11 protein-coding genes are annotated in these 18043 nt (G+C 67.4%); 6 read left to right on the forward strand and 5 right to left on the reverse strand.

What is annotated here, in order from left to right:
- Positions 1 to 32: 32 nt before the first annotated feature.
- From ABIS05_RS05830 to ABIS05_RS05845, 4 genes are all read right to left on the reverse strand, one after another.
- Positions 33 to 1022, reverse strand: coding sequence for a S49 family peptidase (locus ABIS05_RS05830; protein ID WP_407074823.1), 990 nt, complete (start codon positions 1020 to 1022; stop codon positions 33 to 35).
- Position 1023: 1 nt separating this feature from the next.
- Complete coding sequence (locus ABIS05_RS05835; protein WP_407074824.1) at positions 1024 to 1401, reverse strand: Rieske (2Fe-2S) protein; 378 nt, start codon at positions 1399 to 1401, stop codon at positions 1024 to 1026.
- A gap of 194 nt (positions 1402 to 1595) precedes the next feature.
- On the reverse strand, positions 1596 to 2255 hold the full coding sequence (locus ABIS05_RS05840) for an HAD-IA family hydrolase (RefSeq protein WP_348009661.1): 660 nt from the start codon (positions 2253 to 2255) through the stop codon (positions 1596 to 1598).
- Positions 2252 to 3244: an RluA family pseudouridine synthase gene (locus ABIS05_RS05845; protein WP_407074825.1), complete on the reverse strand. Its 993-nt coding sequence runs from the start codon at positions 3242 to 3244 to the stop codon at positions 2252 to 2254. The genes ABIS05_RS05840 and ABIS05_RS05845 overlap by 4 nt, the downstream gene beginning before the upstream one ends.
- 611 nt (positions 3245 to 3855) lie before the next feature.
- Between ABIS05_RS05845 and ABIS05_RS05850 the strand changes: the two genes are divergently transcribed.
- From ABIS05_RS05850 to ABIS05_RS05875, 6 genes are all read left to right on the forward strand, one after another.
- Entirely contained in the window at positions 3856 to 6822 is a 2967-nt protein-coding gene (locus tag ABIS05_RS05850) for an Rne/Rng family ribonuclease (RefSeq protein ID WP_348009663.1), read from the forward strand.
- 91 nt (positions 6823 to 6913) lie between these two features.
- A complete protein-coding gene (locus ABIS05_RS05855; RefSeq protein WP_348009664.1) occupies positions 6914 to 8443 on the forward strand; it encodes an oligopeptide:H+ symporter in 1530 nt (509 codons plus the stop codon).
- A gap of 148 nt (positions 8444 to 8591) precedes the next feature.
- Positions 8592 to 10592: a response regulator gene (locus tag ABIS05_RS05860; RefSeq protein WP_348009665.1), complete on the forward strand. Its 2001-nt coding sequence runs from the start codon at positions 8592 to 8594 to the stop codon at positions 10590 to 10592.
- Positions 10589 to 11650 carry a diguanylate cyclase gene (locus ABIS05_RS05865; protein ID WP_348009666.1) on the forward strand — a complete coding sequence of 354 codons (1062 nt, stop codon included), beginning with the start codon at positions 10589 to 10591 and terminating at the stop codon, positions 11648 to 11650. Before ABIS05_RS05860 ends, ABIS05_RS05865 begins: the two co-directional genes overlap by 4 nt.
- Positions 11651 to 11697: 47 nt before the next feature.
- Positions 11698 to 15282: a PAS domain S-box protein gene (locus ABIS05_RS05870; RefSeq protein WP_348009667.1), complete on the forward strand. Its 3585-nt coding sequence runs from the start codon at positions 11698 to 11700 to the stop codon at positions 15280 to 15282.
- A 170-nt stretch (positions 15283 to 15452) separates the two neighbouring features.
- Positions 15453 to 17159 carry a hypothetical protein gene (locus ABIS05_RS05875; protein ID WP_348009668.1) on the forward strand — a complete coding sequence of 569 codons (1707 nt, stop codon included), beginning with the start codon at positions 15453 to 15455 and terminating at the stop codon, positions 17157 to 17159.
- Here ABIS05_RS05875 and ABIS05_RS05880 read toward each other — a convergent pair.
- Complete coding sequence (locus ABIS05_RS05880) at positions 17156 to 17962, reverse strand: hypothetical protein (protein ID WP_348009669.1); 807 nt, start codon at positions 17960 to 17962, stop codon at positions 17156 to 17158. The two genes, ABIS05_RS05875 and ABIS05_RS05880, sit on opposite strands and share 4 nt — an antisense overlap.
- Positions 17963 to 18043 lie beyond the last annotated feature (81 nt).

Below are 18043 nucleotides of genomic sequence, written 5' to 3' on the forward strand. Positions count from 1 at the left end.
GCTGCCCTCAAAGGCAGCGGCCTTTTATTTGTTCAGCGGATCGGCGCCATCTCGCGCAGCGCCTTGACCGCACCGCCGCCGATGGCGGCGCCGAAGCGCTTGGCCAGGCGCTCGGCCACGTTGTCCTTGGGCGTGTAGTCGATGACGTCCTCGGCCTTGACGACCTCACGGGCCACGTAGTCGAGGTTGCCGTAGTGGTCCGCCAGGCCCATCTGCACGGCCTGCTCGCCGTTCCAGAACAGGCCGGAGAAGGTCTCGGGCGTTTCCTTCAGTCGCTTGCCCCGGCCTTCGCGCACGACGGCGATGAACTGTTGGTGGATCTGGTCCAGCATGGCCTGCGCATAGGCGCGCTGCTTGGGAACGAGCGGGCTGAACGGGTCCAGCATGCCCTTGTTCTCGCCGGCGGTCAGCAGGCGGCGCTCGATGCCGACCTTGTCCATTAGCCCGGTGAAACCGAAGCCGTCCATCAGCACGCCGATGGAGCCGACGATGGAGGCCTTGTCGACGTAGATCTCGTCTGCCGCTGCGGCGATGTAGTAGGCACCGGATGCGCACATTTCCTCGACGACGGCGTAGACCGGCTTGTCGTAGCGCTTCTTCAGCCGCTTGATCTCGTCGTAGACGATGCCCGCCTGCACCGGGCTGCCGCCGGGCGAGTTGATGCGTAGCACGACCGCTTGGGCCGCGTCGTCCTTGAAGGCGTCCCGCAGCGCGGCCAGCAGCAACTCGGCGCTGGCTTCGCTGTCCGCAGCGATCTCGCCGCGCACCTCGACGAGGGCCGTGTGGGGCGTCGTCGTCGTCGCCACATGCCGGCCCTGCCACCACAGGCTGTAGATCAGCAGGGCCGCGATCAGCAGCCAGAACAGGCGGAACACCGTGCGCCAGCGCCGCTCCACGCGCCGCTCGCGCAAGAAATCACGCGCCAGCTGGGCCAGCAGCGTTTCGTTGTGCGGCGTGAGCGAAGGCGGCACGCCGACGGGCTCGGGCATCGGGGGCGGCAGGGTGTCTTCGGGGAGGCTCATATCAGTCTTCAAAAGCGGGTTTGGTATCGCGTGTCGGCTGCCAGTAGACCTCGCCGTCGCGCTCGGTCACTTCGATCTTGGTCAAGCGGCCCCGGTTGCAGGGCCCCATCACGCACCGGCCGGTCAGCGGCTCGTAGACGGCGCCATGGATGCTGCACATGATGAAGCGCTTGTCGCCGTCCAGGAACTCGCCTTCCTGCCAGTCCATCTCGGCCGGCACATGCGCGCAACGGTTGAGGTAGGCCACGACACGGTCGTCGAAGCGCAGCGCGAAGGCCCGCACCGGCTCGCGCCACTGCAGCACGTCGAAGCTGACCGCCTTGCCACGTTCCTCCAACTCTGCGGAAGCACACAGGCGCTGCGGCGACATAGCGTCCATATCAGCTGTCCATGACGTTGTGCGCCACGTTTGGTTCGTGGAATGGCCTTCTCGGGCCGAGCGCCGGGCCGCTCCCAAGCCGGCCCGTCCGGCGATGTGCTTGCGGCTCGATGCCGCGAGCATCGCCGTCCCCACGGGGGACCGACCAGGCACGTCCGCGTCCAGCGGCGAGGGACTGGGCGAGGGGCTTCACGTCAGGCATGCGCGATCAGCCAGTCGTGCAGCTCGCGCGTCGAATGCGCGATGAAGAGCGGCTTGAACTCGGCAAAGGTCTCGTGGTCATGCGCGCCGAAGCTGACCGCCACGCAGGGCGCGCCGGCATTGGCCGCCAACTGCAGGTCATGCGTCGTGTCGCCGATCATCAACGTCCGCTCGGGCTCCACGCCGAACTCGCGCATCAGCTCCAGCAGCATCTGCGGATGCGGCTTGGAGCGCGTCTCGTCGGCCGTGCGTGTGGCGTCGAACAGATGGCCCAGCGCGCTCGACGCCAGCACGCGGTCCAGGCCCACGCGGTTCTTGCCGGTGGCTACGGCCAGCCAGTGATGGCGGGCTTTCAGTGCCTCCAGCATCTCCAGGCTGCCGTCGAACAGCGACAGCTCGTGTTCGGAGGCCAGATAGTGATGGCGATAGCGCAGCCCCAATTCGGGGTAGCGGTCCTCGGCCAGCCCCGGCACCGCATGCTCCAGCGCGTCACGCAGGCCCAGGCCGATGACGTATTTGGCGCGCTCGAACTCGGGCTCGGGCAAACCGACGTCCACGGCGGCGCGCTGGATGCAGCGGGCGATCAGCGCGGTGGAGTCGAACAGCGTGCCGTCCCAGTCGAAGGCGATGAGGTCGAAGCGTTGGGGTCTCATGGGTTCGCGAGGTTGGCACATTCGGGCGGCAGCGGCGCTTCCAGCGTCATTTCGGCGCCCGTGGCGGGATGGACGACGCGCAGTTGGCGGGCATGCAGGAACATACGATCAAATTTTGCCGGCCCGCGCGCCAACTCCCGGTTGCGCTCGAAGTCGCCGTACTTCGGGTCGCCAACGATGGCGTGGCCCGCCTGCTGCAGGTGGACGCGGATCTGGTGGGTGCGGCCCGTCTTGATGGTCACGTCGAGCAGGCTGAACTGCGGCGTTCTCTGCACGACCTTGACGAGGCTGATCGAGCGCTTGGCGTCTTCCTCCTCCGCCTTGCCCGGCCGCACCCACCGCTCCCCGTCGCCGCCGACGAACTTGACCAGCGGCACGTCGATGACCTTGAGCTTGGCCGGCCAGTCGCCCCAGACCAGGGCGGCATAGGTCTTGCCCGTCTCGCGCTCGCGCAGTTGGTCCTGCAGCGCTACCAGCGCGCTGCGCTTCTTGGCGATCATCAGGAGGCCGGAGGTTTCCTTGTCGAGCCGGTGCACCAGTTCCAGGAACTTGGCTGTTGGCCGCGCGCGGCGCAACTGCTCGATGACGCCGAAGCTCACGCCCGAGCCGCCGTGCACCGCCACGCCGGCCGGCTTGTCGATGACCAGCAGGTGGTCGTCCTCGAACACGACCGGGAACTCGCGCGGCGGCGCTTCGGGCTGGGCGGCGCGCTCGGGCAGGCGCACGGGCGGGATGCGCACCTCGTCGCCGATCTCCAGCCGTGTGTCGGCCTGGGCGCGGCCCTTGTTGACCCGCACTTCACCCGCGCGGATGACGCGGTAGACATGCGTCTTGGGCACGCCCTTGAGTTCGCGCAGCAGAAAGTTATCCAGCCGCTGCCCGGCGGAGCCTTCGTCCACCGTCACCCGCCTGACCGCCGGAGCCGCTGCCGGGGGAGGGGTTTGCGTGGTGGCGGGCGGCGATGGAGCTGCCTCTATAATCCTTTTCACCACGTTGTTGCCGTAAGTATTTGATTTGCTTGATTTTAGCGGCGGTAACGTGCGGTCAACGGGCGAAAGCCCGGCGGCCACAGGCGATGCAACGCGAACGATGGCCGGCAGGTTCCCTCCCTGTGTGAGTGAACGGCCCGCTGACAGACGCGGCAGAGCGATGACACAAGAACCCGCGAGCCCCGCTGCTTTTGATTGTTTCGAAGGCACACGGCGCCCGCAGACAACAAGGTTTCCATGGCGACAGAGCGCCTGGCCCTCCGGCCAAGTGAGCTGTCACCAGCGTCCAGCAGCCCACGCAGATGAGCATGCCCCTCCCCCCACACGCACCCCAGCGGCCCCGGCTTGATGCCGGCGTGGCCGCCCTGACCCGGCCTATGGCTGGGCGGGTGCGCGCGGGAGCCGGCAGCTCGGCTCGCTTGAGTGCTGCTGCGGCGCACGCGCCAACGCCGACTGCACGCTGACCCCCCGGTCAGTTGCGCTTTCGGTCCAGGGCGATTCCTTCCTCGGTTCTTCTCGTCGCCCGTGCATCTTGAGCTGCTCTCGGGCAGCGCGATGAACGTGCGCGTTTTGCGGCGGCTGATGCCCCCCGGCGCGCGAGGAGTGATGACATGAAACGCATGCTGATCAATGCGACGCAGCCGGAAGAGCGGCGCCTCGCAATCGTTGATGGCCAGAAGCTGCTGGACTTCGAGACCGAAATCGAAGGCCGCGAGCAGCGCAAGGGCAACATCTACAAGGCCGTCGTGACGCGGGTCGAGCCCTCGCTCGAAGCCTGCTTCGTCGACTACGGCGAGGACCGCCACGGCTTCCTGCCGTTCAAGGAAATCTCGCGCCAGTTCTTCCGCGAAGGCACCGACGTCAAGAACGCGACCATCAAGGACGCGATCAAGGAAGGCCAGGAGTTGCTGGTCCAGGTCGAGAAGGAAGAGCGCGGCAACAAGGGCGCGGCGCTGACCACCTTCGTGTCGCTGGCCGGCCGCTACCTCGTGCTGATGCCCAACAACCCGCGCGGTGGTGGCGTCAGCCGCCGCATCGAGGGTGAGGATCGCGAGGAGCTCAAGGAGAACCTCGACCAGCTCGAGTACCCCAAGGGCATGTCGCTCATCGCCCGCACCGCCGGCATCGGCCGCACGGCGCCCGAGCTGCAGTGGGACTTGAACTACATGCTCAAGCTCTGGACCGCGATCGACGACGCGGCCAAGGGTGGCAAGGGCGCCTACCTGATCTATCAGGAAAGCAGCCTCGTGATCCGCGCGATCCGCGACTACTTCACCTCGGACATCGGCGAGATCCTGATCGACACGGACGACCTGTACGAGCAGGCCAGCCAGTTCATGAACCACGTGATGCCCGACCAAGGCCATCGCGTGAAGCGCTACCGCGACGACGCGCCGCTGTTCAGCCGCTTCCAGATCGAGCACCAGATCGAAACGGCGCACAGCCGCACGGTCAACCTGCCCTCGGGCGGCGCCATCGTCATTGACCACACCGAAGCGCTGGTGTCCGTCGACGTGAACTCGGCCCGCTCGACCCGTGGCACCGACATCGAAGAGACGGCCACCCGCACCAACCTCGAAGCGGCCGACGAGATAGCCCGCCAGATGCGCCTGCGCGACCTGGGCGGCCTCATCGTTGTCGACTTCATCGACATGGAGGAGAGCAAGAACCGCCGTGACGTGGAACAGCGCCTGCGCGATGCGCTGCGCAGCGACCGCGCCCGCGTGCAGTTCGCCTCCATCAGCAAGTTCGGCCTGCTCGAAATGAGCCGCCAGCGCCTGCGCCCGGCGCTGAGCGAAGGCAATCACATCACCTGCCCGCGCTGCAACGGCACCGGCCATATCCGCGACACCGAGTCCTCGGCGCTGCAGATCCTGCGCATGGTTCAGGAAGAGGCGCTGAAGGACAACACGGCCGCTGTGCATGTGCAGGTGCCGGTCGAGGTGACGAGCTTCCTGCTGAACGAGAAGCGCACCGAGATAACCAAGATCGAGCTGAAGCAGCGCGTGACCGTGCTGATGGTGCCCAACAAGCACCTCGAAACGCCGAACTACAAGCTGGAACGCCTGCGCCACGACGACCCGCGTCTGGAGAACCTGCAGGCCAGCTACACGATGATCGAAGAGCCGACCGACGAGGTCGGCATCACGCGCCGTGGCGACGTCGAGAAGAAGAACCGCCAGGAGCCGGTCATCAAGGGCATCCTGCCCGAGCCCGCGCCGATGCCGGTGGCAGCGCCCGCGCCCGCGCCGGTGGTGGCCGCACCCGCACCGGCGCCCGTCGTGGCGCCCACGCCGGCACCCGAGTCCAAGGGCTTCTTCAGCCGCCTGTTCGGCAGCATCTTCGGTGGCGGAGCCGCCGCGCCGGCACCGGTGGCCGCTGTCGAGGCGCCCGCGCCGGCCGCTGGCACGACCGACAAGCCCAAGCGCGAAGGTGGCCGTGACGGCCGCGGCCGCGACGGTGGCCGCCGTGGTGAACGCGGTGAGCGCGGCGAGCGTGGACAGGGCGGCCAAGGTGGTCGCCGTGACGGCAAACCGCAGGAAGCCCGTGGCGACCGTGGTGATCGCCCAGAGCGCGGTGACCGCAAGCCGCGTGGCGAGGGTGGCGACAAGCCCGAACAGCAAGCGCAACGCCCCGAGCGCGCCGAGCGTGGTGAGCGCCAGGAACGCCCGGATCGCCAGGAACGCGGCGATCGTGGTGAGCGCCGCCCGCGCGGTGATCGCCCGGAGAAGGCGCCTGTCGACGCCGCCCTGGCGTTGAATGCACCGCTGACCGAAGACCAGGCTGCCCTCCACGACGCGCCGCCCGCCTTCGTCGACAGCCAGGCCGAAGCCGGCCTGCCGCAGACCGGTGACACGCCGGCCGGCGAAGATCGCCAGGGCCGTGGCCGCCGCCGCCGCCGTGGTGGCCGCGACAAGGGTGACGAGCAAGGCACGACGGCCGGCGATGAAGCCGCGCCGGAAGGCACCGCCCCGGCCCCTGCGGAAACCTCCGGCGACGCCGTGGCCGCCGACGCAGCACCCGCTGCCGAAGGCGACGACGCAGGCGAAGGCCGCGAGAGGAGCCGCCGCGGTGGCCGCAATCGCAACCGCAACCGCCGCGAGGAAGGCGCCGTCGACGGCCAGGAAGCCCCGGCCGTTGAAGGCGCTGCTGTCGCTGCAGAAGCTACTGCGGAAGTTGCGACCGAAGCCACCGCCCCGACCCAGGGCTCGCTGATCGAGAACGCGATGGCTGGCACTCAACCGCCGGTACAGGTCCAGGCGCCGGCGCCAGCACCCGCACCGGTGTTGGCTCCGCCGCCGCCCGCACCGACACCGGCACCGACACCCGCCCCGGTCGTCGAAGCCTTCAAGCTGCCGCTGAGTGACCTGCACGCCGTTGCCGAAGGTGCCGGCCTGAGCTGGGTCAACTCCGACGCCGACAAGATCGCTGCCGTCCAGGCCGCCATTGCGGCGGAGGCGGCACCGGCGCCGCTGGGCCGTGCGCCCGCAGCGGTTGCCGTGGTCGACGAGGGCCCGCTGGTGCTCGTCGAAACCCGCAAGGACCTGAGCCAGGTGAAGCTGCCTTTCGAGGCCTGATCAAGGCCTGACCGCCCCGTTCTGCCCCCCACGAAACGCCGCCGGCCACAAGCCGCGCGGCGTTTTCTCTTAGCCCAACCCCAAGGCTTCCATGACGACCACCGCCACCGCAGCCAAGATGCCGCCGCAGATCCCCTACATCATTGGCAACGAGGGGTGCGAGCGCTTCAGCTTCTACGGCATGCGCAACATCCTGACGGTGTTCATGATGACCAGCCTGCTGCTGGCCATCCCTGAGGACATGCGCAAGGCCGAGGCCAAGGAGGTGTTCCACACCTTTGTCATCGGCGTCTACTTTTTTCCGCTGCTGGGCGGCTGGCTGGCCGACCGCTTCTTCGGCAAGTACCCGACGATCTTCTGGTTCAGCGTCATCTACTGCGCGGGCCACGCCTGCCTGTCGATCTTCGAGAACAACCTGAAGGGCTTCTACTTCGGCCTCTTCCTGATCTCGCTGGGCTCGGGCGGCATCAAGCCGCTGGTGAGCAGCTTCGTCGGCGACCAGTTCGACAAGAGCAACCGCTCGATGGCGCAGAAGGTCTACGACGCCTTCTACTGGATCATCAATTTCGGCAGCTTCTTCGCGTCGCTGCTGATGCCCGTCATCCTGAAGAACTACGGCGCCAGCGTCGCTTTCGGCCTGCCGGGCCTGCTGATGGGCCTGGCGACGCTGATCCTGTGGAGCGGCCGCAAGAAGTACCTCCACCAGCCGGCGCGCGGCGCCAACCCGCACAACTTCCTGAAGGTGGTGTGGACGGCGCTGAAGGGCGGTGGCCTGGGGATGGCCGTCGCGGCGCTGGGGCTGCTGCTGGCGGCCTACGCCCTGAGCGAGATGACCAGCCTGGGGCTGGTCGCCGCCGTCTGCCTGGCGCTGGTGCTGGTGATGGGGTTCGGCGGCGTCGGCGCGTGGCTGCAACTGGACAGCGCGCGTGGCGTGCACCCCGACGAAGCCGTGGACGGCGTGCGCGCCGTGCTGCGCGTGCTGGTGCTGTTTGCGCTGGTGACGCCGTTCTGGTCCCTCTTCGACCAGAAGGCCTCGACCTGGGTGCTGCAGGCCGACCAGATGGCCAAGCCCGCCTGGTTCCAGTCGTCCATGATGCAGGCGCTGAACCCGCTGCTGGTGATGATCCTCATCCCCCTCAACAACCTGGTGCTCTACCCCGCGCTGCAGCGCATGGGCTTGCGGGTGACGGCGCTGAGGCGCATGGGCGTGGGCATCGCGCTGGCCGGCGCGGCCTGGATCGTCGCGGGCGTGCTGCAGCTGTGGCTGGACGAAGGCTCGACGGTCAGCATCGTCTGGCAGATGCTGCCCTACGCGCTGCTAACGCTGGGCGAGGTGTTGGTCTCGGCCACGGGGCTGGAGTTCGCCTACAGCCAGGCGCCGCTGTCCATGAAGGGCACCATCATGAGCTTCTGGAACCTGTCTGTGACGGTGGGCAACCTGTGGGTGCTGCTGTCCAACGTCAGCGTGAAGAGCCCGGGGGCGCTGGCGGCGATCAAGTCCACCGGCTACAGCGAGACGGCCTGCCTAATGTTCTTCTTCGCCGGCTTCGCGCTGGTGGCGGCGCTGCTGTTCGCGCTGGTGGCGCGGCGCTACCCGATGCAGGACAACTATCGAGGCTAACTTGCCGGTGATGCTGTCGCCGTGCCCGAGGCCGGCCGTGCGGAGTCTCGAGCGCGGGGCGATCAATGATCGGCAATTCAGGTGATCAAAGCGACCACGGGAGCCCCATACTGGTGGGCGAACCGCACACGAACCTGAAAGGTCTCTGATGGCACCGCGTGAGGTTCGATTGCTTTTGGTCGACGACGACCCGTCCGCGATCCAGGTCATGGCGCGGATGCTGTCGCAGTACCCCGACCAGCGCTTCGCCACATCGGGCCAAGCCGCACTCCGGCTGGCACGCGAGCTAACCCCGGATCTCATCGTGCTGGATGTCGACATGCCAGGCATGACCGGGCTCGACGTGTGTGAAGCGCTGAAGGCGGACCCGGTCCTGGCAGATGTCCCGGTCATCTTCGCCACCAGCAACGACCCCACGGCCGTGATGCAAGAAACGGCCTTTCGCAAGGGCGCATCCGATTTCGTCACCAAGCCGCTGATCGCGGTCCAATTGACAGCCCGCGTGCGTGCGCACCTGCGCATCAAGCTGCTGATCGAGGACCTGAAACGCAACAGCCTCGCATCAGGTGCCACACGCCCCCTGCTCGGCACGCAGACGCCTCGACTGCTGATCGTCGACGATGACATTCCATCGATCTACGTGCTGCGCAACACGCTGGCTGGAATGGGCGATTTTCACTTCGCCAAGAACGGCGACGATGCGTTGGAACTCGCGCGTCGCCTGCTGCCAGACCTCATCTTGCTCGACGCGCACATGCCGGGTATCGACGGATTCGACGTGTGCAGGACGCTCAAGGCGGAAGCCGCCTTCAGGCACGTGCCGATCGCTTTCGTCACCCGGTTCTCCGATCCGCAGAGCGAGATGCGCGCGCTGGATATAGGCGCGGCAGACTTCATCGCCAAGCCTTACACCCGGGCCGTTCTGCAGGCACGCGTGCGCAACCTGCTCGAGCTGAAGCGACGCACCGATGCCGAGTTGGCGTCGGTGCGCGAACACCTGCAACGCGTGGGGGATGCGCGTGTCGCCGACATCGTCGCTGCCGCATCGGACGCCATCGTCACCTGCAATGCAGATGACAAGGTGGTGCTGATCAACGCCGCGGCTTGCCGCATGTTCGGCATCGAGCGCGAGCAGGCCATCGGGTCGCCGATGCAAGCTCTGTTGGGCGAGGGTGCGTTGATCGACAACCCAGCGCAGAACGCCCCGGCACGCATCACGATCAAGCGGACGGGCGGTGAATGCTTCCCGACCGAGATGTCGGTGTCCCGGGTTGGCGATGGGCCGGACCGCTTGACCACCGTGATGCTGCGCGATACCAGCGACCGTGATCGGCTCGAAGCCGAATCACGCTCGCGCAACGAAGCCGAAACGGCCAGCCGCACCAAGACGCTGATGCTGTCCTACATCGCCCACGAGATGGGCAACCCCTTGAACGGCATGCTTGGTTTCGCCCAGCTGATGGCGGCCGATGACAAGCACCCCATGCCTGCAGTCCAGGCCAAGCGTCTGACGCAGATCCAGGCCAGCGGCAAGCATTTGGAAGTCCTGATGCGCGACGTGATGGACCTCGGCCGCCTGGAGACGGGCAAGCTGACGGTCGAGCTGCGCCCCGTGGACGCCGCCCGGTGTGCGCAAGACGCTGCGGAGGCGGTCTCGGCGCTGGCGCAGCGGGCCGGCGTGACGCTGTCGTGCCCGCTCGGGACGGCGCCTGTCCGTTGCGCCGCCGATGTCGGGCGGCTGCACCAGTGCCTGTTGAACCTGCTGACGAATGCGATCAAGTACAACCGGCCTGGCGGTTGGGCAAAGATAGCGGTGACCAGCGATTCGCATGCGATCACGATTGCCGTGAGCGACAACGGCATAGGCATGGACGCGTTGCAGCGCCAGCACCTGTTCGAACCCTTCAACCGCCTCGGCAGACAGCTGGCCTCGACGCCCGGCGCGGGCCTCGGGCTGGTGATCACGCGTCTGCTCGTGGAGGCGATGAATGGCCAACTGCGCGTCGAGAGCGAGTTCGGTCAGGGGAGCTGTTTCACCATTTCGCTTCCCGGTGCACTCGACGCTGCTCAAGACACCCTGAACCGCTCGGCAGTCGTCGATCTTCGAGCAACCAGCGCCGCTACGCGTGGTGCAGAAGACAAGCCATGAGCGACAGCATCCTGCTGGTGGACGACGATCCGTCCGCGATCCGGCTGCTGAGTCGCATGCTGGCGGACGTGGGCAACTTGCGCTTCGCGACCAGCGGGGAAGATGCGCTGCGGCTCGCGCGCGAGTCGGCGCCCGACCTGGTGCTGCTCGATGCAGAAATGCCCGGCATGAGCGGGTTCCAGATTCTCGAAGCGCTCAAGGCAGACCCGGCGCTGGAGGACGTGCCGGTGATTTTCGTGACCAGCCACAGCGAGCCGGAATTCGAACTGTCCGGGTTCGAACTGGGCGCGGCCGACTTCATCGCCAAGCCCGTCCACGCGCCGCTGGTCGTGGCCCGCGTCAAGACCCAGCTGCGTGTCAAGCGCATTGCCGACGAGCTGCGCCGGATCGCGACGGTCGACGTGCTCACCGGCGTCACCAATCGGCGCGGTTTCGACGAGGCGCTGGAGCATGAATGGCGCCGCGCCCGGCGCGCCGGTGACCCGCTGGCGGTGCTGATGATCGACGTCGACCACTTCAAGTTGTTCAACGATCACTATGGTCATCCCGCCGGCGATGTTTGCCTGCGCGCCGTCGCGCAGGCGCTGGTCGGCACCAGCCTGCGCCCGGCGGATCTGGTTGCGCGATACGGCGGCGAAGAATTCGTCGTGCTGCTGCCGCAGACGCCGCGCCTGGGCGCTGAGCATGTGGCCCACAGCATCCTCGATGCCGTCGAAGCGCTGACCATCCGTCACGAGGCCTCATCGACCGCATGTCATGTCACCGTCAGCGTGGGCGTCGCTTGCTACGACGAAGCGAGCAAGTGCTGGGTCCCGCCGTCGGCCGACTCCCGCGCCGCCGGTCTTGGCGTGGGCCACTCCCCGCTCGACCTGGTGCGCGCTGCCGACCAGGCCATGTATTGCGCCAAGCGCGCCGGCCGGGCCCAGGCCATGTTGCTGGACCTCTGCGATGTGGATGCGCCGCAGGGGGTGCGCGCCGCGCGCCGACCGCTGGTCGGTCACGAGTCCGGGCACTTGAAGCTCGGCCCACTCCCGCGCACCCTGCCGCCGCCTGACTGATTGATCACGCGCTCAAACGCGCTAAAACGCGCTCAACAAAGTTGCCCATGCCCAAAATCGCCGGCGATACCTCCACTCCTCGCAATCCCGCCGACGGCACCGTGGAGTACCTCAACGAGGTCCGGCGCCAGGAGGCCTTGCTCAAGACCGGCGCATTGCAGAGTGCGATTTTCAACAGCGCCAACTTCTCAAGCATCGCGACCGACGCGAAGGGCGTGATCCAGATCTTCAACGTCGGTGCCGAGCGCATGCTGGGCTATTCGGCCAACGACGTGATGAACAAGATCACACCGGCCGATATCTCCGACCCGCAGGAATTGGTCGCGCGCGCCGAAGCGCTCAGTGTGGAACTCGACACCTCGATTGCGCCCGGTTTCGAGGCGCTCGTGTTCAAGGCCTCGCGCGGCATCGAGGACATGTACGAGCTGACCTACATCCGCAAGGACGGCAGCCGCTTCCCCGCAGTCGTGTCGGTCACCGCGCTGCGCGACGCCGAAGATCGAATCATTGGCTACCTGCTGATCGGCACTGACAACACGGCTCGCAAGCAGGCGGAAGAGGCGCTGATCAAGGCCGGCGCCCTGCAGTCAGCGATCTTCAACAGCGCCAACTTCTCGAGCATCGCCACCGACGCGAAGGGTGTGATCCAGATCTTCAACGTCGGCGCTGAACGCATGCTGGGCTACGCGGCCGCCGACGTGATGAACAAGATCACGCCGGCCGACATTTCCGACCCCCAGGAGGTGATCGCACGCGCCAAGGAGCTCAGTGTCGAACTCGAGACCACCATCGCGCCGGGTTTCGAGGCGCTGGTATTCAAGGCCTCGCGCGGCATCGAGGACATCTACGAGCTGACCTACATCCGCAAGGACGGCAGCCGCTTGCCGGCCGTCGTGTCGGTGACCGCGCTGCGCGACGCCCAGAACGCCATCATTGGCTACCTGCTGATCGGCACCGACAACACCGCGCGCAAACGCGCTGAAGAAGCGCTGCTGAAAGCCGGCGCCTTGCAGAACGCGATCTTCAACAGCGCGAACTTCTCGAGCATCGCCACCGACGCCAAGGGCGTGATCCAGATCTTCAACGTCGGCGCCGAGCGCATGCTGGGCTACACCGCCGCTGACGTCGTCAACAAGATCACGCCCGCCGACATCTCCGACCCGCAGGAATTGATCGAGCGCGCCAAGGCGCTGAGCGTGGAACTCGAGACCCCGATTGCCCCAGGCTTCGAGGCGCTGGTGTTCAAGGCCTCGCGCGGCATTGAGGACATCTACGAGCTGACCTACATCCGCAAGGACGGCAGCCGCTTCGGGGCGGTGGTGTCGGTGACGGCGCTGCGCGACGCGCAGGACGCCATCATCGGCTATCTGTTGATCGGCACCGACAACACCGCGCGCAAGCTGGTCGAAGCCGAGCAAAAAAAGCTCGATCAGCGCTTGCGTGACCAGCAGTTCTACACCCGCTCGCTGATCGAATCCAACATCGACGCACTGATGACGACCGACCCACGCGGCATCATCACCGACGTCAACAAGCAGACGGAAGCCCTGACCGGCTGCACGCGGGACGAGCTGATCGGTGCGCCGTTCAAGAACTACTTCACCGCGCCGCACCGGGCTGAAGCAGGCATCAAGCGCGTGCTGGCCGAGGGCAAGGTCACCAACTACGAACTGACCGTCCGCGCCCGCGACGGCAAGCTCACCGTGGTGTCGTACAACGCCACCACCTTTCATGACCGCGACCGGCAGCTGCAAGGCGTCTTCGCGGCGGCGCGCGACATTACCGAGCGCAAGCAGTACGAGGAATCGCTGCGTCAGGCGACGCAAAAGGCCGAACAGGCGAATCGCGCCAAGAGCGAGTTTCTCGCCAACATGAGCCATGAGATCCGCACGCCGATGAACGCAGTCATCGGCCTGACCTACCTGCTCGGGCAGACCTCGCTGGACGAGGAGCAGCTGGCCTTTCTGACGAAGGTCAAGCTCGCGAGCAAGTCGCTGCTGGTGGTGCTGAACAACGTGCTCGATCTGTCGAAGATCGAGGCCGGCGAATTGATCGTCGAGAGCACCGCGTTCAGCCTGCCCAGCCTGCTGAAGGAGCTGACCGACGTGATGGCGGTCCAGGCCGAGGCCAAGGGCGTCGCCTTCGACATCGTCGTCGCGGACGAGCTGCCACCGGCCCTGGAGGGCGATGCGACGCGCCTGAGCCAGATCCTGACCAATCTGCTGTCCAACGCGATCAAGTTCACCGACCACGGCAGTGTCGAGTTGCACGTCCGGATGCTTGCCGCCACGGCCAGGCATGCGACGTTGTCGTTCGCCGTGCAAGACACCGGCATCGGCATCGCGCCCGAAGTTCAGAAGCAGTTGTTCGCGCCGTTTGCCCAGGCGGATGCGTCGATCACACGGCGCTTCGGTGGCACCGGGCTGGGGTTGTCGATCGTCAAGCGCCTGGCGGGCCTGATGGGCGGGCACGTGAGCTTGGAGAGCACCCCTGGCGTCGGCAGCGTGTTCAGCGTCGTGCTGGACTTTGCGCTCGCCTCGCCTGACGCGGTGGCGCGGCGGGAGGCGTCTCCCGCCGCAGCCGGTGAACGCGCGCTGCTGGACATCCGGGTGCTGGTGGTCGACGACAGCGACATCAACCTGGACGTGACGAAGCGCATCCTCGAATTGGAGGGGGCGAAGGTGGTCCTGGCAAACAATGGACAGGAAGCCTTCGACCTTCTTGAGGCACAGCCCCACGCCATCGACGTGGTGCTGATGGACGTGCAGATGCCGGTACTCGACGGCCACGACGCCACCCGGCGAATCCGCCTCGAACTGCACCTGGCGGACTTGCCGATCATCGCCCTGACTGCCGGCGCGCTGAGCAGCGAGCGACAACGCGCCACGGCGGCCGGCATGGACGACTACCTTGTCAAACCGTTCGACCCGCAGTCCCTCGTGGCCAGCATCCTGCGCCGCGTTGCGCCTGGGAACGGCCGGCCGGTGCCATTGGCCGCTGGCTCGCCCGACACGCCGACGCCGCAAGCGCTGCCGTGGCCCGAGATCGAGGGAATCGATGGGTTGAACGTGCGCGAACGCCTGAGCAATGACTTCGGCTTGTTCAAGTCGATGCTCAAGCGGCTGCTCGACGAGTTCTCGGCCGTCCCGGTTCCGACCGCCATGCAGGCCTCGTCCCACCTGGGCATCCATGCCGGTCGCATGCACAAGCTGAGAGGCAGCGCGGGCACCCTCGGGGCCAAGGAGATCCATCAACTGGCGGGCGAGGCGGAGGCGGCCTGTGCGGCAGGAAACGTCGAGAGATTCGTTGAGCTCGCCAGGCAGCTTGGCATCAAGCTGCAACGGCTGCGGGAATGCGCGGCGACGTTGGTGCTGACAGCGCCCGCTCAGGCCGGGGATCCGGCTATAGCCACGGGTGGCGACAGCATCGAGCCGCAGGTGCTGGCCGATCTCATTGGTCGGCTTCGCCAGCAAAGCATGTCGGCGATTGAGCGCTTCAATGGCCTCTCCCCACAGCTTCAGCGGCTCTTGAGCAAGGGCTCGTTCGAACTGCTGTGTCAGCACATCGACAACCTGGAATTCAGTGCTGCCGCCGATGCACTGGAAGCGGGCCTGCATATGCCAGTGAGCTGAACAGCTTGTGCGATAGCTCAGCGGCGTGACCGCTGGTCTTGCCTGCTGCGAACTGGGTCAAGCCCTGTTGCAGCCGGGTCAAATTACCCACGCCGCCTAACGCCCGGCACGCCCGCTGCGCTCTACGATGCCGCCGCTTGCCTGACAGGGTGGCACTTTTTGATCCCACGATGACCGACGCCCGACCCCACCGCCCCTACATCGACCCGACCACCGGTGACGTGCCGGCGCCGGCACCGCCCGCCGCAGCGCCTGCGGCCTGGCAGCAGGCCTCGCACCGCCCCCGCAGCGCGGGCACGCCAGGGCCTGCCCCGCGGCGCCGACCGCCTGTGAGCGACATCAGCGAAGCACCGAAGGCGGGTTATTTCAAGCGCCACTGGCGCGGCGAGCAGAGCCTGGCGCGCAGCTACTGGCTCAACAGCTTCCTCGTCGCCACGCCGCTGGCCATGGCGTTGACGGGGCTGATGAGTTGGATCAGCGTCAAGGGCGATTCGCTGCAGATCAACGCCATCGTCGTGCTGATGGGCTTCCCGCTGCTGATGGCGCTGGATGTCTGGTGCATCGTCGGCGCTTGGCGCTCCGCGACAGCCTATTTGCGTGACTACGGGTCGGCGCTCTGGGGTTGGCTGGCCCGCATCACGCTCGCGCTGGGCGCGCTGCAGTTGGCCGTCTCGGTGCTGTTCGGCCTGCTGCCCAGCCTCGGTGAGTTCTGGCAGATGGCGCGCGGCATCGACCCCATCGGGCAGGCCAAGTTCAGCTTCTCGGCCGACGGCCGCAGCCTGCGGCTGGACGGTGTCATCGGCATGGGCGACGGCGAGCGCCTGCGTGTCCTACTGGCCAGCAGCGCCGCCCGCGACCTGAAGCGCGTCGAGCTGTCATCGCCCGGTGGCCGGGTGCGCGAGGCAGAGCACATGGCCAGCGCCATGAAGGAACACCGCCACGAGGCCCGCGCCGTGGGCACCTGCGCGAGTGCCTGCACGCTCGTCTTCCTGGCCGGCAACCCGCGCCAGCTGGCGCCCGAGGGGCAGTTGGGCTTCCACCGCGCGTCCACCGGCACCTACAACCCGGTCTTCGAGGAGCTGGCCAACCAAGAGCTGGCCAAGACCTACCGCGAGCTGGGCCTGCCGCAGACCATGATCGACACGACGCTGCGCACCTCGTCGAGCAACATGTGGTTCGTGCCGCGCGAGGAGCTGCAGGCCCACGCGCTGATCGCACCGTCGCCGCGCACGCTGGCCATCCCGCTGCCGCCTGCGGGCGCCGGCCTGGCGGACTTTGACGACGCGCTGCGCATGCATCCCGTCTGGGAAGCGCTGGAGCGGCGCACGGCAGGCACCATCGAGACCGTCGCGCAGCGCATGTTGGCGGCACGCTCGGCAGGCGCGGCCGACGAGGAAGTGCAGGCTGCTGCCCTGCCGCCGCTGGCCCAGCAGATGCCAGCCCTGATCAACGGCACGGACGCCGTGCTGCGGCGGCGTTATCTGCAGATCGTCGGCGAGCAGCTCCAGGCACTGCGCACGCCAACGCAACCCGGCGCACGGCCCGCCTGCCGCGACCTGCTCGATGGCCGCCTGGCCGCCCGCCAGCTGTTGCCCTTGGACGCTCAGGCGCGCGAGGCGCAGTGGCTGCTTGAGGTCGCCAACAGCGCACCGCCGCGCTGGCTGCCCAAGCCGCCGAGTGCCATCGAGATGGAAGTGCTGGACCGCTCCGTCGGCAACTCCGCGCTGGGCATGCTGGGGCGGCTGTGGGCCGATGCGCCCACCGCTTCTGGCGCGGCCTCCTGCGAGCCCGTCATCGCGATGCTGGGCCGCGTGGCTGCCCAATCACCGGCACGGCGCCAGCTGGCGGAGCGGTTGCTGTTTCAGGGCAGGATTTAGAGTGGTGTTGCGCGTCGACTCGCCCAGAGGCGGGGCGCCAACTGCTGACCGGCAAGCGCCATCCCCATGACCAACAGCGCCGTCGGCCAGGCCCAGGCTACCGGCAGCGCGGTCAGGCCCGCAGCAAGGCCGACAAGAAAGAACGCCTTGGCTAGCGAGCCCTGGACATAGGCCTTGAGCAGCGCGCCCGTCCGGGCCGCGCCATCACGCCGATGGGTGGACACGATGGTGCAGATGCCGACAATGGGCACGGCCGCCAGCAGGCCGCAGATCGTCGGCCCGGCCGCGCCGCCGACCAGGCCCGTTAGCAGCGTCAGCGTGCCGGCCACGACCATGACCATGCAGCAGTTGCGGCGGTCACGCTGCGGGTCGGCCGCGGCGCGGCGCTGCTGTGCGGCGTCGACGCATGGCAGGCCACGGCGGGCCCAGACCATCGTGGCAAAAGCAAACAGCGAAGACGCCACAAGGCCGCCAGCAAGCTGGGGCTGCACCACCGCCCCGAGCGTCACGCAGGCCAGCAGAGCCAGCGCCGTGCACGCTGCCGGACAGCGCCGCGCGCAGCCACGGCCGTAGACGAGGGCGAACACGGCCGTCAGCCCGGTTGACACCAGCGCCGCCGTGGCGGCCTCGGCCGCCCAGCCGCCACCGCGCTCCAGGCTGAGCCAGAACAGCGCCGGCGCCGACGTGACAGGCACGGCCGCCACCCAGCCGCCCAGGCGCGGGCCACCCCGCTTCATCAGCCATTGCAGGCCGCCCACGAACGCTGCCGTGACCAGCGCGTGTTCCACCATCTGTGCGTCCATCGCCCCGCCCCTTCGCTCGAGCCGATTGGCCCTTGCTTGGATAAACGCGGTTTGCAGCAGAAAACCGTCATCGGCGTGAAA

Source organism: Roseateles sp. (assembly GCF_039929605.1).
Taxonomy (GTDB): domain Bacteria; phylum Pseudomonadota; class Gammaproteobacteria; order Burkholderiales; family Burkholderiaceae_C; genus Pelomonas.

What these genes read in the sequence shown, in the direction of transcription:
- ABIS05_RS05830 (WP_407074823.1), bottom strand. Translation starts at nt 1,022, where the DNA reads ATGAGCCTCCCCGAAGACACCCTGCCGCCCCCGATGCCCGAGCCCGTC.
- ABIS05_RS05835 (WP_407074824.1), bottom strand. Translation starts at nt 1,401, where the DNA reads ATGGACGCTATGTCGCCGCAGCGCCTGTGTGCTTCCGCAGAGTTGGAG.
- ABIS05_RS05840 (WP_348009661.1), bottom strand. Translation starts at nt 2,255, where the DNA reads ATGAGACCCCAACGCTTCGACCTCATCGCCTTCGACTGGGACGGCACG.
- ABIS05_RS05850 (WP_348009663.1), top strand. Translation starts at nt 3,856, where the DNA reads ATGAAACGCATGCTGATCAATGCGACGCAGCCGGAAGAGCGGCGCCTC.
- ABIS05_RS05855 (WP_348009664.1), top strand. Translation starts at nt 6,914, where the DNA reads ATGACGACCACCGCCACCGCAGCCAAGATGCCGCCGCAGATCCCCTAC.
- ABIS05_RS05860 (WP_348009665.1), top strand. Translation starts at nt 8,592, where the DNA reads ATGGCACCGCGTGAGGTTCGATTGCTTTTGGTCGACGACGACCCGTCC.
- ABIS05_RS05865 (WP_348009666.1), top strand. Translation starts at nt 10,589, where the DNA reads ATGAGCGACAGCATCCTGCTGGTGGACGACGATCCGTCCGCGATCCGG.
- ABIS05_RS05870 (WP_348009667.1), top strand. Translation starts at nt 11,698, where the DNA reads ATGCCCAAAATCGCCGGCGATACCTCCACTCCTCGCAATCCCGCCGAC.
- ABIS05_RS05875 (WP_348009668.1), top strand. Translation starts at nt 15,453, where the DNA reads ATGACCGACGCCCGACCCCACCGCCCCTACATCGACCCGACCACCGGT.
- ABIS05_RS05880 (WP_348009669.1), bottom strand. Translation starts at nt 17,962, where the DNA reads ATGGACGCACAGATGGTGGAACACGCGCTGGTCACGGCAGCGTTCGTG.